Origin of the sequence: Sphingopyxis sp. 2PD (assembly GCF_005503695.1) — a bacterium.
Taxonomy (GTDB): domain Bacteria; phylum Pseudomonadota; class Alphaproteobacteria; order Sphingomonadales; family Sphingomonadaceae; genus Sphingopyxis.
Window position 1 is genome coordinate 343266 of record NZ_SCMU01000003.1, and the last position, 13127, is coordinate 356392.

The 13127-nt window shown below is 66.1% G+C and carries 14 protein-coding genes; 6 read left to right on the forward strand and 8 right to left on the reverse strand.

Annotated features, from left to right (window positions below):
* Window positions 1-51: 51 nt before the first annotated feature.
* The gene (locus FFS18_RS05310; RefSeq protein ID WP_137870040.1) at window positions 52-1569 is read left to right on the forward strand and encodes a S10 family peptidase; all 1518 of its coding nucleotides are present in this window, start codon (window positions 52-54) and stop codon (window positions 1567-1569) included.
* A gap of 172 nt (window positions 1570-1741) precedes the next feature.
* On the opposite strand, the gene FFS18_RS05315 is transcribed toward FFS18_RS05310, so the two are convergent.
* Window positions 1742-2179: a hypothetical protein gene (locus tag FFS18_RS05315; protein ID WP_137870041.1), complete on the reverse strand. Its 438-nt coding sequence runs from the start codon at window positions 2177-2179 to the stop codon at window positions 1742-1744.
* 166 nt (window positions 2180-2345) lie between these two features.
* Between FFS18_RS05315 and FFS18_RS05320 the strand changes: the two genes are divergently transcribed.
* Window positions 2346-3044: an NRDE family protein gene (locus FFS18_RS05320; RefSeq protein ID WP_137870042.1), complete on the forward strand. Its 699-nt coding sequence runs from the start codon at window positions 2346-2348 to the stop codon at window positions 3042-3044.
* A gap of 11 nt (window positions 3045-3055) precedes the next feature.
* Here FFS18_RS05320 and infC read toward each other — a convergent pair whose 3' ends face one another.
* On the reverse strand, window positions 3056-3592 hold the full coding sequence (gene infC / locus FFS18_RS05325) for a translation initiation factor IF-3 (RefSeq protein ID WP_039572576.1): 537 nt from the start codon (window positions 3590-3592) through the stop codon (window positions 3056-3058).
* A 165-nt stretch (window positions 3593-3757) separates the two neighbouring features.
* Window positions 3758-4945 carry a penicillin-binding protein activator gene (locus FFS18_RS05330; RefSeq protein ID WP_120218120.1) on the reverse strand — a complete coding sequence of 396 codons (1188 nt, stop codon included), beginning with the start codon at window positions 4943-4945 and terminating at the stop codon, window positions 3758-3760.
* 10 nt (window positions 4946-4955) lie between these two features.
* Between FFS18_RS05330 and rsmI the strand changes: the two genes are divergently transcribed.
* The 4 genes from rsmI (at window position 4956) to FFS18_RS05350 (ending at window position 8131) form a co-directional block, all read left to right on the forward strand.
* The gene (rsmI, locus tag FFS18_RS05335; RefSeq protein WP_137870043.1) at window positions 4956-5816 is read left to right on the forward strand and encodes a 16S rRNA (cytidine(1402)-2'-O)-methyltransferase; all 861 of its coding nucleotides are present in this window, start codon (window positions 4956-4958) and stop codon (window positions 5814-5816) included.
* The gene (locus FFS18_RS05340) at window positions 5813-6163 is read left to right on the forward strand and encodes a YraN family protein (protein ID WP_137870044.1); all 351 of its coding nucleotides are present in this window, start codon (window positions 5813-5815) and stop codon (window positions 6161-6163) included. Before rsmI ends, FFS18_RS05340 begins: the two co-directional genes overlap by 4 nt.
* A 171-nt stretch (window positions 6164-6334) precedes the next feature.
* The gene (gene gshB, locus FFS18_RS05345; RefSeq protein ID WP_137870045.1) at window positions 6335-7285 is read left to right on the forward strand and encodes a glutathione synthase; all 951 of its coding nucleotides are present in this window, start codon (window positions 6335-6337) and stop codon (window positions 7283-7285) included.
* Between the two features lie 237 nt (window positions 7286-7522).
* A complete protein-coding gene (locus FFS18_RS05350) occupies window positions 7523-8131 on the forward strand; it encodes a DedA family protein (protein ID WP_137870046.1) in 609 nt (202 codons plus the stop codon).
* Window positions 8132-8213: 82 nt separating this feature from the next.
* On the opposite strand, the gene FFS18_RS05355 is transcribed toward FFS18_RS05350, so the two are convergent.
* The 5 genes from FFS18_RS05355 to FFS18_RS05375 form a co-directional block, all read right to left on the reverse strand.
* Window positions 8214-9107 carry a tyrosine-type recombinase/integrase gene (locus FFS18_RS05355; RefSeq protein WP_137870047.1) on the reverse strand — a complete coding sequence of 298 codons (894 nt, stop codon included), beginning with the start codon at window positions 9105-9107 and terminating at the stop codon, window positions 8214-8216.
* A gap of 100 nt (window positions 9108-9207) precedes the next feature.
* The gene (hemW, locus tag FFS18_RS05360; protein ID WP_137870048.1) at window positions 9208-10353 is read right to left on the reverse strand and encodes a radical SAM family heme chaperone HemW; all 1146 of its coding nucleotides are present in this window, start codon (window positions 10351-10353) and stop codon (window positions 9208-9210) included.
* Between the two features lie 154 nt (window positions 10354-10507).
* A complete protein-coding gene (gene rdgB / locus FFS18_RS05365) occupies window positions 10508-11134 on the reverse strand; it encodes an RdgB/HAM1 family non-canonical purine NTP pyrophosphatase (protein WP_137870049.1) in 627 nt (208 codons plus the stop codon).
* A 214-nt stretch (window positions 11135-11348) separates the two neighbouring features.
* Window positions 11349-12065 carry a ribonuclease PH gene (gene rph, locus FFS18_RS05370; protein ID WP_137870050.1) on the reverse strand — a complete coding sequence of 239 codons (717 nt, stop codon included), beginning with the start codon at window positions 12063-12065 and terminating at the stop codon, window positions 11349-11351.
* A gap of 48 nt (window positions 12066-12113) precedes the next feature.
* A complete protein-coding gene (locus tag FFS18_RS05375) occupies window positions 12114-12914 on the reverse strand; it encodes a dienelactone hydrolase family protein (RefSeq protein WP_137870051.1) in 801 nt (266 codons plus the stop codon).
* Window positions 12915-13127 lie beyond the last annotated feature (213 nt).

Consider the following 13127-nt stretch of genomic DNA (forward strand, 5'->3'; position numbering starts at 1 on the left):
TCTCCTCCGCGTCCGCGGCCTAGCGTCCGCGCCGCAACCGGGGAGGAAAATATGAAATCGGGTCTGTCGCTTATCGCTCTGGCGCTCGCCGTCGCCGCGCCCGCCGCGCTTCACGCGCAGGACAAGCGCGACGATGCTGGCGCCACAAAGGCGAAGGCCGAAAAGCCCGCCGATTACGAGCCGCAGATCCGCACGACGAAACTCAGCGGCACCTTCGGCGGCCAGCGGATCAATTATGCCGCGACGATCGGCGAGACGATCATCAAGAACAAGGACGGCGTGCCCGAAGTCGCCGTCGTCACCACCTCCTACGTCAAGGAACCGCGCGACCCGAACCGCCCCGTCACCTTCCTGTTCAACGGCGGCCCCGGGTCGGGTACCGTCTGGTTGATGATGGGCGCGTTCGGGCCGAAGCGCGTCGCCATCCCCGGCACCGGGGTCGACGACGGCGCCCCGCCCTATCCGATCGTCGACAATCCCGACGCACTGATGGACGTCACCGACGTCGTGTTCATCGATCCCCCGGGGACCGGTTTCTCGCACCTGATCGGCAAGGCCGATCCCAAGGATTATTATGGGGTGACGCAGGATGCCAAGCTGGTGGCCGAGGTCATCCGCCGCTGGCTCGCCGACAATGGCCGCTGGAACAGCCCCAAATATCTGGGCGGCGAAAGCTATGGCACGACGCGCACCGCCGCGGTTGCGCACCAGCTGATGAACGCGACCTATAATGACGTCGCGTTCAACGGGCTGATCCTTATTTCAACCGTGCTCGATTTCGCGGCGGGCGCCGACACGCCGGGTAACGAGCTGTCGCCGATCACCAACCTGCCGTCGATGGCGGTGACCGCGCTCTATCACGGCAAGGCGACCGGCACTTCGCCCGAAGCCTTTGCCGAGGAAGCGCGCCAATGGGCGATCGGTCCCTATGCCACCGCGCTGCTCAAGGGCCAGAAACTGCAGGGCGAAGAACGCGCCGCGATCCGCCGCGAGCTCGCGCGCTTCACGGGGCTTTCGGAAACCTATCTAGAACAGGCGGACCTTCGCGTGACGCCGCAGCGCTTCTACAAGGAATTGCTCCGCGACCGCGGCCTCACCGTCGGCCGCCTCGACAGCCGCTACACGGGCAAGGATTACGACAATGCGGGCGAAGGCCCCGACAATGATCCGAGCTTCTATGGCATCGACGCGAGCTACACCGCCGCGATCAACAGCTGGAGCCGCGACGGACTGGGGTTCAAGACGGACCGCGAATATCAGTCGATCGGCGGCATCGGCGGCCAGTGGGACTGGCGCATCGGCGGCCGCGACAGCAACGCGTACCTCAACGTCGCGCCCTATATCGGGCAGGCCTTGCGCGAAAATTCGGGATTGAAGGTGCTCGTCGCGCAGGGCTGGTATGATTTCGCGACGCCCTTTTTCGCCGCCGAATATGCGCTGTCACGCACCGGCATCCCGCAGGACCGGATCACCTACACATATTATGGCGCGGGCCATATGATGTATATCCGCGACGAGGATCGGCGGAAGCTGTCCGAGGATGTGCGGGCGTTTATTCGGGCGCGGTAGGAGCCGCGGCGAATTCCGGCCATATAATCCTCCCTGTCGCGAAGCGATGGGGAGGGGGACCGCCGCCGCAGGCGGCGGTGGAGGGGCCGCGACGTTGCGTCTTTCCCCCTCCGTCAACCCTGCGGGCTGCCACCTCCCCATCGCTTCGCGACAGGGAGGATTTAAAAGCAACTTACCGCAAAACGCCCTTCGCCGCCTGCGCCCGGGCATACAGGAACAGCGCAATCACGATCACCCAGATCACGGCGGTAAAGATCATCGGAAACGTCCCGAACATGCGCTCCAGATCGCCATAATGCATGCCGAACTGATAGACACTGCTGATCGCCAGGCCGACGAGCGAAACCAGAAATGCCGTCACCGCATGGCGGCTGCGCGCGAGCAGCAGCACCGACCCCAGCACTGACCCCCACACGCCCAGCGCCCAGCCGACATTCGCCCATAGCGGGAAGCTATAGAAATACGCCTGTTGCTCCGCGGTGAAGGCGGCCATGTAATCGGGGTTCTTCAGCTTTGTCATGACGTAATCGAACGCGCCGAAAGCGTTCCACAGCAATGATATGATGCCGACGGCCCACAAGTGCCACGGCGTTTTTCCAGCTTCGGTCATAATGATCTCCCTCCCCAGAAAGATTGCAACGCGCAAACCGCCGGCGCCCCTCAGCAACCGCGGTGCGCTAATGATATAACACACTGGCGGCACAACCGAAACAAAGATGTCGCGGCGACCTGCCAAGGCGCTTGGCAAGCCGCGCCGAGATCGCGATAGGCGCATGATGTGCGTTGTTGCTCTTGCCTGGCAGGTCCATCCCGACTGGCCGCTGATCCTGATCGGCAACCGCGACGAGTTCCACGCGCGCGCCGCGGCGCCGCTCGCGGCGTGGGACGATGGCAGCGGTATCGTCGCCGGGCGTGATTTGCAGGCGGGCGGGACGTGGCTTGGTGTGCATGCGCAGAGCGGCCGCGCGGTTGTCGTCACCAATGTGCGCGGCGCGATGCCCGATCCGACGAAGGAATCGCGCGGCGCGCTCGTCACCGACATGCTGCGCGGTGATGGGCGGTTTGCCGATCCGGCCGCAACCGACCTCGACCGTTTCAACGCCTTCAACCTGCTGGCTGTCGGCGACGGGCAGGCCCGCTTGCTGACCAATCGGCCGCTGCCACAGATCGCCACGCTCGGCACTAGCATCCACGCGCTCGCCAACGAGCCCGTCGACACGCCCTGCCCGCGCGCCGAGCGCCTGCGCGCTGCGCTGGAGGCGGTGGTCGAAGCGCGCGCCGACCCCGAAAGCCTGCTCGACACGCTGACCGCGACAAGCGACCCGGCGCTGCTCCTGCGCGGCGACGTCTATGGCACGCGCGCCTCGACGCTGGTTGTGGCGGCGGCGGACGGCACGGCGAAAATGATCGAGCGCCGATACGAAGCGGGCGGCCGCCCCGTTGGAACGACCGCCCTGCAATTTCGTATCGGCTAGGCCAGACGCGCTTATTTCGGCGCGATGACCATCAGCATCTGGCGGCCTTCGGTGCGCGGATGCGCCTCGACCTTCGCGATTTCCGACGTCAGTTCGGCAACGCGCTGGAGCACGTTCAGGCCAAGCTGGGTGTGGCTCATTTCGCGGCCGCGGAAGCGCATGGTCATCTTGACCTTGTCGCCTTCCTCCAGGAAGTCGAAAACCTTGCGCATCTTCACATCGAAATCATGATCGTCGATGTTCGGACGCATCTTGATCTCTTTGATTTCCTGCGTCTTCTGGCTCTTGCGCGCCAGGTTCGCCTTTTTCTGGGCTTCGTATTTAAACTTGCCCACATCGAGGAATTTGCACACCGGCGGATCGGCGTTGGGGGAGACTTCGACCAGGTCCAGCCCGACGGAGGCGGCCTGTTCGATCGCTTCGGCGGTCAGCATCACGCCCAGATTTTCGCCTTCCTCGTCGATCACGCGGACCTTGGGCGAGGCGATGAATTCATTGTATCGCGGGCCGTTTTTCGGCGGCATCGGCGCCATCGGGCGGCGAGTCATGGGCGGTGGTATAGCTGTATCTCCTGATCGTGGACGGGTGGCGCGCGGAATCAGCGCGATCCACGCACGCCATGTTCATATAGTGAACGCGCACGCGCCGTAAAGGCCGCGCGTGACATTCAGGCGACGCTTTTTGGGCCTACTGTGGCGGTCAGGCCACGCCGATCACCATTTTGTCGGCGCCGGATCGACGACGCGGAAGCCGCCAGCGCCGATCTCGCTGACCTCCAGCGCGCGCTGTGCAATGCCGCGGTTGTTGAAGCGGAAAATGCCGTCGATGCCGCCGAACCCGTCGGCCGCGAGCAACTGGTTCACCGGAAAGCTGGTGCCGGGTTTCCAGTCGCGCGCAATCCGGACGGTCAGCAGCACCGAATCATATCCGAGGCTGGCGAGCCGATACGGCGCCTTGCCGAACCGGGTGCGATATTTCCCCGCGAGCTGGCCATAGAGCCCGTCGGACACGCTGGCGAACCACGACCCACGCATCACCGGGCTGCTGCCGAGCGACGCATCGGTGTTCCATAGCTCGGTCCCCAGAATCTGGCGCGGGCCGCTGCCCTTGATGACCGGAACGGCGCGGATCGCATTGCCGCCGCTGTCGGCGATCAGCACCGCATCGATCGCGCCGGCATTGGCGATCCGCCGCGCCGCGCCGGTCAGCGCAGTGGCGCTGCGGTCATAGCTTTCGACTGCGACCAGCGTCCCGCCCGCGGCGCTGACCGCGCTGCGGAAGGCCGCGACCGAACGGTCGCCATAGACGTTCTTCGGCACCAGCGCGCCAAAGCGCTGATGCCCCTTGCCGCGCGCGAAGGCAACAACGCGCTCGACCGACTGGCCGGGGACAAAGCCCATGATGAACACGCCATTGCCCGCGACGCTGCTGTCGTTCGAGAAGCTCAGCACCGGCACCTTGGCGTCGCGCGCGATCGGCGCGACCGCAGCGACATCTTCGCTGAGCAGCGGACCGAGGATCAGCTTGTTGCCGTCGGCGACCGCCTGCCGCGCCGCCGCGGCGGCGCCCAGCGCGGTATCGTAGGTGGTGATGCGCACGCGCTCGGTCCGCGAATCGAGCAGCGCCAGCGTCGTCGCATTGGCGATTGCGGTGCCGACGTCGGCGTTGGCGCCGGTCTGCGGCACCAGCAGCGCGACGCGGTGGCGATCGGTGTCGGTCGGCAGGCCGGGCCCGACATTGTCGGTCGGGGTTTCGGGCGGCGGCGGCGTCGCCGGGCCATTGCTTTTCGGCACCACCTGGCACGCGGCGAGCAACCCCGCCATCGCCACCGCGCCGAGTCCGCGCAGCAGCTGCCGCCGCGGCGATGCATATGCTTGGCGCTCGGCAGCAGTTTCTGCCATTTTCGGCGTCATGCCAGATTCGACCATCTCAAATTCTCCCTTGCCCGGTCTCTATATCGTCGCGACCCCCATCGGCAACCTCGGCGACATCAGCGCGCGCGCCGCGGCGGTGCTGGGGCGCGCCGACCTGATCGCCGCCGAGGATACCCGCGTCACGGCAAAGCTGCTTTCACATCTTGGCCTGCGCGTGCCGATGACTCCCTATCATGACCATAGCGACGAGCGGACCCGCGCGGCGCTGATCAGCCGCATGGCTTATGAAATTGTCGTTCTGGTGTCAGACGCCGGCACCCCGCTGATTTCGGACCCCGGATACAAGCTGGTGCGCGATGCGCGCGCCGCCGGGCGGCACGTCACCACCCTGCCCGGCCCCTGCGCCGCGATCGCCGCGATCACCCTGTCGGGGCTGCCCAGCGACCGTTTTTTGTTCGCGGGCTTCCTTCCCAACAAGACGAAGGCACGCGCCGACACGATTGCCGAATTTGCCACGCTGCGCGCCACGCTTGTTTTCTACGAAAGTGGCCCGCGCCTTGCCGCCGCGCTCGCCGCGCTCGCCGAGGGACTGGGCGACCGCGAGGCGGCGGTCGCGCGCGAAATCAGCAAGCTCTACGAGGAATGCGTCACCGGCACGCTGACCGAACTCGCGGCGCGTTATGCAGACGCCCCGCCAAAGGGCGAGATCGTCATCGTCGTCGCCCCGCCGGGCGAAGCGGCCCACGAAACGGCTGATGACGCGACACTCGCCGCGGCGCTGCGCGAGGCGATGGCCGACAAACCCGTCGCACAGGCCGCGAAAGCGGTCGCCAAACGCTTCGGGCTCGATCGGCACGACGTCTATGCCCGCGCGCTCGCGCTAAAGGATGCCGGTTGAAGCGCGCCGCCGCCGAAGCACGAGGTCGCAAGGCCGAACGCCGCGCGGCATGGTGGCTGCGGCTGCACGGCTGGCGTATCCTGGGCGAACGGTTGCGCGTCGCGGCGGGTGAAGTCGATCTGGTCGCGCGGCGCGGGCGCATCGTCGCGTTCATCGAGGTGAAGTGGCGCGAGCGTCCCGAAGATCTCGACCTTGCGATCGACCAATATCGCCTGCGCCGGGTCGCCGCGGCGGCGGAAATGCTCAGCCCCCGCTTTGCCCGACCGCAGGACGACATCCGCATCGACGTGATGCTCCTTGCGCCAGGGCGCCTGCCACGCCATCTGGTCCACGTCTGGCAGCCGTGAGGATGCTGAAATATTCAAGCCCCTCTCCTTCAGGGGAGGGGCAGCGAGACTTGGCCCGGCGTTAGCCGGGCCTTTAGTCGAGCGGGGTGGGGGCCATCGGCCTTGCACCACGCCGACAGCCCCCACCCCAACCCCTCCCCTGAAGGGGAGGGGCTTGAGAAGGATAGACGAATGACCCTGCGCGCAGCCGTGCAAATGGACCCGATGGACAATATCAACATCGGGGGCGACAGCAGTTTCCACCTGATGCTGAAAGCGCTCGACCGCGGTTACACCCTCTATCATTACGACGTGCGCGGATTGACGTGGGAGGCCGGGCGGCTGACGACGAAGGCGCACCGCGTGCTCGAAGTGAAGCGCGAGGCGGGCGATCATTACCGCTTCGGTGACCAGGTGACCCTCGACCTTGGCCGCGATGTCGATGTCGTGCTGATGCGGCAGGACCCGCCGTTCGACCTTGGCTACCTGACCGGCACCTGGCTGCTCGAACGCATTGCCGGGGAAACCTTGGTCGTCAACGACCCCGTCTCGGTGCGCAACGCGCCCGAAAAGGTCTTCGTGCTCGACTATGCCGAATTTATGCCGCCGACGATGGTCACCCGCGACCTCGACGCGGTGAAGGATTTTCAGGCGCGCCACGGCGCGGTCGTCATCAAGCCGCTCCACGGCAATGGCGGCAAGGCGGTGTTCAAGATCGACGCCGACGGCAGCAATTTGGGCGCGCTCGTCGAACTGTTCGGGCAGGTGTGGCCCGAACCCTTCATGGTCCAGCAATTCCTGCCCAGCGTCGCGCAAGGCGACAAGCGCATCGTGCTCGTCGACGGCGAGGTCGCGGGCGCGATCAACCGCAAGCCCGGCGAGGGCGAATTTCGCTCGAACCTGGCGGTCGGCGGCTATGCCGAGGCGGCCGAGCTGACCCCGCGCGAACAGGAAATCTGCGCCGCGCTTGGCCCGGCGCTCAGGGACCGCGGGCTGATCTTCGTCGGCATCGACGTGATCGGCGGCGAATGGCTGACCGAAATCAACGTCACCTCGCCCACCGGCATCGTCGCGATCGACCGGTTCAACAACAGCGACACGGCGGGCATGATCTGGGACGCGATCAAACGAAGGATCGGCTAACATGGCCGGAAGCGCAGTCCTGAGCGCTCTCCCCCTTGATGGGGGAGGCAGCAAGACTTGCCAGCTTGCTGGCTTAGCCGCAGCGGTGGGGGTGCGCTCTCGGCCTCAAACCCGGGCTGGTGGCCGCCCCCTCGCCCCCATCCAGCTTCGCCTAGCCGCTGCGCGGCAAGGCTGCGTATCTTTCCCCCAATCAAGGGGAAGGGAAACTTCCGCGCCGCCCGCGGCGTTGGTGACGTCATGACCGATTTCATCCTGAACCTGATCCAGAGCTGGGGCTACGCCGGGATCTTCATCCTCATGTTCCTGGAAAATGTCTTCCCGCCAATCCCGTCGGAGGTCATCATGGGCCTTGGCGGTATCGCGGTGGCGAAGGGCCATTTCGACTTCTGGCCCCTGGTCGCGGTCGCCGTCGCCGGGACGACCGCGGGCAATTGGGTGTGGTACGGGGTCGGGCGCTGGATCGGCTACAAACGGCTCAAACCCTTCATCGACCGCCACGGCCGCTGGCTGACCCTCGACTGGGACGAGGTCGAAAAACTGCATAGCTGGTTCCTGAAATATGGCCCCGGCATCGTGTTCGTGGCGCGCTTCATGCCGGTCGCGCGCACGATGGTGTCGCTGCCCGCGGGCATGGTGAAGATGAACCAGGCGAAATTCCTGGCGTGGACCGCCGCCGGATCGACGATCTGGATCAGTGCGCTGGCCGGCGCGGGCAACTGGTTCGGCGGCCAGTTCGCCAATCTGGATGCCTTCGTCGGCCCGGTGGCGCTGGCGGCGATCGGATCGCTGGTGCTGCTGTATGTGTACCGGGTGATTACGTGGAAACCGAAAACGCGCGAAGGCTGACCATGTCACCGTAGCCCTGAGCCTGTCGAAGGGCGCTTCCCAGTGAGGCGCCCTTCGACAGGCTCAGGGCTACGGCAATAGGCTAACCTGCCCGCGGATGCGCGCTGCGGTAGATATCGAGCAGGTGCGCGGCATCGACCGCGGTGTACACCTGCGTCGAGGCCAGGCTCGCATGGCCGAGCAATTCCTGCAAGCTGCGCAAATCAGCGCCCCCCGCCAGCAAGTGCGTGGCGAAACTGTGCCGCAGCGCATGCGGCGTCGTGCGTTCGGGCAGCCCCAATGCGCGCCGCGCCGCGCGGACGCTCGCGCGCACCACGCCGGGCTGGAGCGGGCCGCCGCGCGCGCCGAGGAACAGCGGGGTCTCCTTCGCGATCGGATAAGGGCAGGTGGCGACATAGCGCGCCACCGCCGCCGCAACCGCGGGCAGGATCGGCACGATCCGCGTCTTGTTGCGTTTGCCGGTGACGCGCAGCGTATCGCCCAGCGGCAGCGCTGCACCGGTCAGCGCCAGCGCCTCGCCGATACGCAGCCCCGCGCCATAGAGCAGCAGCAGCAGCGCAAAATCGCGCGCGCCGACCCAGCCCTCGCGCGCATTGTCCGCGACATCCTCTGTGAGTTGCAAGGCTTCGGCGGGGGAAACCGGACGCGGCAGCCCCTTCTTGACGCGCGGCCCGCGCATTTGCGGCACGCTGGCGTTCGATCCGCCGACGAAGCGCAGAAAGGTACGGAGCGCCGACAGCTCGCGCGCCGCCGACGCATTGCCCAGCCCCTCGGCGCGGCGTTCGGCGAGGTAGGCGCGCAGGTCATTAGGGGTCAGGCTTTTGAGCATCGGCGCATCAACGCCGCCGCCGCGATGGCGCGACAGAAAGGCGCAGAAACGCGTCGCGGTCGCGATATAGGCGCGCCGCGTATGCTCCGAGCGGCGCCGTTCGTGCGCCAGATGGGCATCCCAGTCGCGGATGATGCCAGAAGACAAAGACCGCCCCTTGATTCCGTTCGTGTCGAGCGAAGTCGAGACATGTTTGCGCCGTGCCGCACGTCCCTCGACTTCGCTCGGGACGAACGGTGCCGACAGGTTAGTGCGTTTTCACCACCTCGGAAAGGATTGAGTCGAGCAGCAAAATCCCCGCATCGGTCACCGCCAGCCGGTCGCCCGCCGCGCGCATCAGCCCCTGATGCGCAAGCCGCGCCACCGCGCCCGCATCGACAAACGCCTCGCGCCCCAGCCCGCTCCGCGCCTCGACACGGCGAAGGTCGATGCCTTCATTGAGCCGCAGGCCCATCAGCATCGCCTCGGTCGCGCGTTCGTGCGCGGGCAGGTCGCACTCGCCCTTGATTCCGTGGCCGTTGCGCTCGACCGCCGCGATGAAATTCTCGGGCTTCTTGTGCCGTTCGGTCGCCTGTGCGCGCCGCCGCCCGTGCGCCCCCGGCCCGACCCCCGCATAATCGCCGTAACGCCAGTAAGTCAGATTATGCCGACTCTCCTCGCCGGGCCGCGCGTGGTTCGACACCTCGTAGCGCGGCAGCCCGGCGGCGCGGGTCAGCGCCTGCGTCGCGTCGAACAGGTCCGCCGCAGCATCGCCATTGGGAATGACGAGTTCGCCTTTTGCCGCGAGCGTGGCGAAGCGCGTCCCCGGCTCGATCGTCAACTGGTACAGCGACAAATGCCCCGTCCCGAACGCCAGCGCGGCGCGCAGTTCCTTTTCCCAATCGGCAAGTCCCTGCCCCGGCCGCGCATAAATCAGGTCGAAACTCGCACGCGGGAAACAGGTTTGCGCCGCGGCAATCGCGCGCCGCGCCTCGTCGCCGCTGTGCGCGCGGCCCAGAAATTCAAGCACTTGCGGATCGAAGCTCTGGACGCCAATTGATACGCGATTGACCCCCGCCGCCGCCAGATCGGCGAAAGCCGCGACTTCGACCGAATTGGGGTTCGCTTCCAGCGTGATTTCACAATCGTCGGTCAGCCCCCACAGCGCCGCCGCCTCGGCGATCACCGCCGCCACCGTCGCGGGCGGCATCAGGCTCGGCGTGCCGCCCCCGAAAAAGATCGATGACACGGTCCGCCCCGGCAGCAGCATGGCCTCATGCCGCAAATCCGCCAGCAACGCCGCGCGCCAGACGTCCTGATCGACGCTTGCGCGCACATGGCTGTTGAAGTCGCAATAGGGACATTTGCTGACGCAGAACGGCCAATGGACATAAAGGGCGAGTGGTTCGGCCATACGGGGCGATATAGCGATGCCTATCCATCTTCGTCATACTGAACTTGTTTCAGCATCCATGGCCGGACGCCGAATTTGGGGCGGCGCCGAAAGAAACGGCGGGCCATGGACCCTGAAACAAGTTCAGGGTGACGAGGTTTGGGAGGTCGGCCTTCTAAAACACCCCCGCCACCAGCTTCGCAAACGCATCCGCCCGGTGGCTGATTGCATGCTTTTCGGCTGGGTCGATTTCGGCATAAGTCAACGACTTGCCGGTCGGCACGAACACCGGATCATAACCAAAGCCCAGCAGCCCGCGCGGTGGCCAGGTCAGGCTGCCCTCGGCACGCCCCTCAAACACTTCGGCATGGCCATCGGGCCACGCGAGCGCGAGGGTGCAGACGAAACAGGCGCTGCGATCGACGTCGCCCCCCTGCTCCGCGAGCAGCCCTTCGACCTTGCCCATCGCCATATACCAGTCGCGACCCGGCGGGCCTTCAAATGCCTGTCGCTCGGCCCAGTCGGCGGTATAAACCCCCGGCCGACCGCCCAGCACCGCAACCTCGAGCCCACTGTCGTCGGCAAGTGCGGGCAGCCCAGCCGCCGATGCGCTCGCATGCGCCTTCAGCAGCGCATTGTCGCGGAACGTCGTCCCGGTTTCTTCAGGCTCGGGCAGACCGAGGTCGCCCGCCGACACCGGATCGATCCCGAAGGGCTCCAGCAGCGCCCGAATCTCGCGCACCTTGCCGGCATTGTGGCTGGCGATGACGAGCTTGCCGGGGGAGAGCTTACGGTGGGCCATGGTGTGCTGATTTTCCCGTGGATCAGGTCGCAAAGCCTGAGTTTAGAGAGTTTCGCACAAAGGCACAAAGAAACGAAGTGTTCGTGTTTGCCGTGAAGCGGCCTTCGCTTTTGGCGTTGCGGCTGGTCGCAACGCTGGTGAAGGACGGGGCCTGCCGGCTCAAACTGCCGTCTTCGAGCCTTTGTGTCTTTGTGCGAATCGAATCTTCTTTACCTCAGCGACCCGTCGCCTTGTCCTGCGCCGCGAAAATCTCGCCGCAGCCGATGCGCGCCAGCCGCAGCAGGCGCAGCAGGCCTTCCTCGTCATAGGTCGCGCCCTCGGCGCTCGCCTGTACCTCGACGATCTGGCCCTTGCCCGTCAGCACAAAATTGCCGTCGGCTTCGGCGACCGAATCCTCGTCATAGTCGAGGTCGAGCACCGGCGTTCCCTGATAGATGCCGCACGAGATTGCGCCGACCTTGTCCGCGATCGGATCCTCGGCGATCGTCTTGGCCGCAATCAGCTTGTCGACCGCCAGCCGCATCGCGACCCATGCGCCCGAGATCGACGCGGTGCGGGTGCCGCCGTCGGCCTGGATCACGTCGCAATCGATGACGATCTGGCGCTCGCCAAGCTTCTTCATATCGACGACGGCGCGCAAGCTACGCCCGATAAGCCGCTGGATTTCCTGCGTCCGCCCCGACTGCTTGCCCTTCGCCGCCTCGCGGCTGCCGCGCGTGTGCGTCGCGCGGGGCAGCATGCCATATTCGGCGGTGACCCAGCCCGCCCCTTTACCGCGCATCCACGACGGCACTTTTTCATCGACGCTGGCGGTCACCAGCACCTTGGTATTGCCAAAGCTGACGAGGACGCTGCCTTCGGCATGAATGGTGAATTCGGTTTCGATCACGATGGAGCGCATCTGATCGGGCGCGCGGCCGGAGGGGCGCATAAACAGTCCTTTCGATTTGTGATTGTCGACGCCCTTAGGCCGCCACCTTCATTCGCTCAACCGCATCCTGAAAAAATCGAGGATTTCATCGCGCGCCTGTACCGTCGGCTGGCCGGCCTCGTCGATCAGGTGGATCGTCACCACGCTGTGCGGGTTCTTCATCGGGCTGTCGGGGTTCGCGGCGCTATCGGGCAGCACCTTGCCGATGAAGCGGTCGCCGAGCGCATCTTCATAGGCCGCGAAGCGCGCCACCTTGCAATATTTGTCGCCCTCGAAACGGTAGGCGAGCACGGTCAGGTCCTCGGCCTCCATCCGCGCCTTGACCGCGGCGAGTTCGTCAGGGGCGATATGCATCCCCGCGGGATCATTGAGCGGCAGCGACGGCTGCGCCAGCACCGGCGCGAGCACCGCGGGTTCCAGCATCATCGACAGCGCGAAATTGCCCGTGAAGCACATGCCGATCGCGCCGACGCCCTTGCCGCCGCATTCCCGATGCGCCTGCGCAGCCAGCGCGCGCAGCCACTGCGTCGCGGGCGAGCTTTCGTTCGCCTGAAAAGCGCGGAACTGGCGGCTGACGCACCCGCCGAGCATCGTGAACAGCGCCCCGGGCATGCGCGGCACCGCGCCATCTTTCCCGAAGATGTGCGGCATATAGACGGTGAAGCCCGCGTCGCGGACCCAGCGCGCGAAACGCGCGACATGCGGGCTGATGCCGGGCATTTCGGTCATCACGACCACCGCGGGGCCGCGGCCCATCGTATAGACGCGGTGCTTGCGGCCGAGCAGGATGATGTCGCGGTGGTCGAAATCGTCGAGCGGGTCGTCGCGGTCGAGCGGGTGTGTGGTCATGGCGTTCTCCCCCGGGGGAGAGGCTAGCGGCGATCTCGCGCGACGCAATCCTCCCTGTGGCGAAGCCATGGGGAGGTGGCAGCGCGAAGCGCTGACGGAGGGGCAATGTCGCCAGCGTCGCAGCCCCTCCGCCACGCCCTGCGGGCGCGGTCCCCCTCGCCATCGCTTCGCGACAGGGAGGATCATGCGCTTGCCCCCGCCCCTCCCCATCCC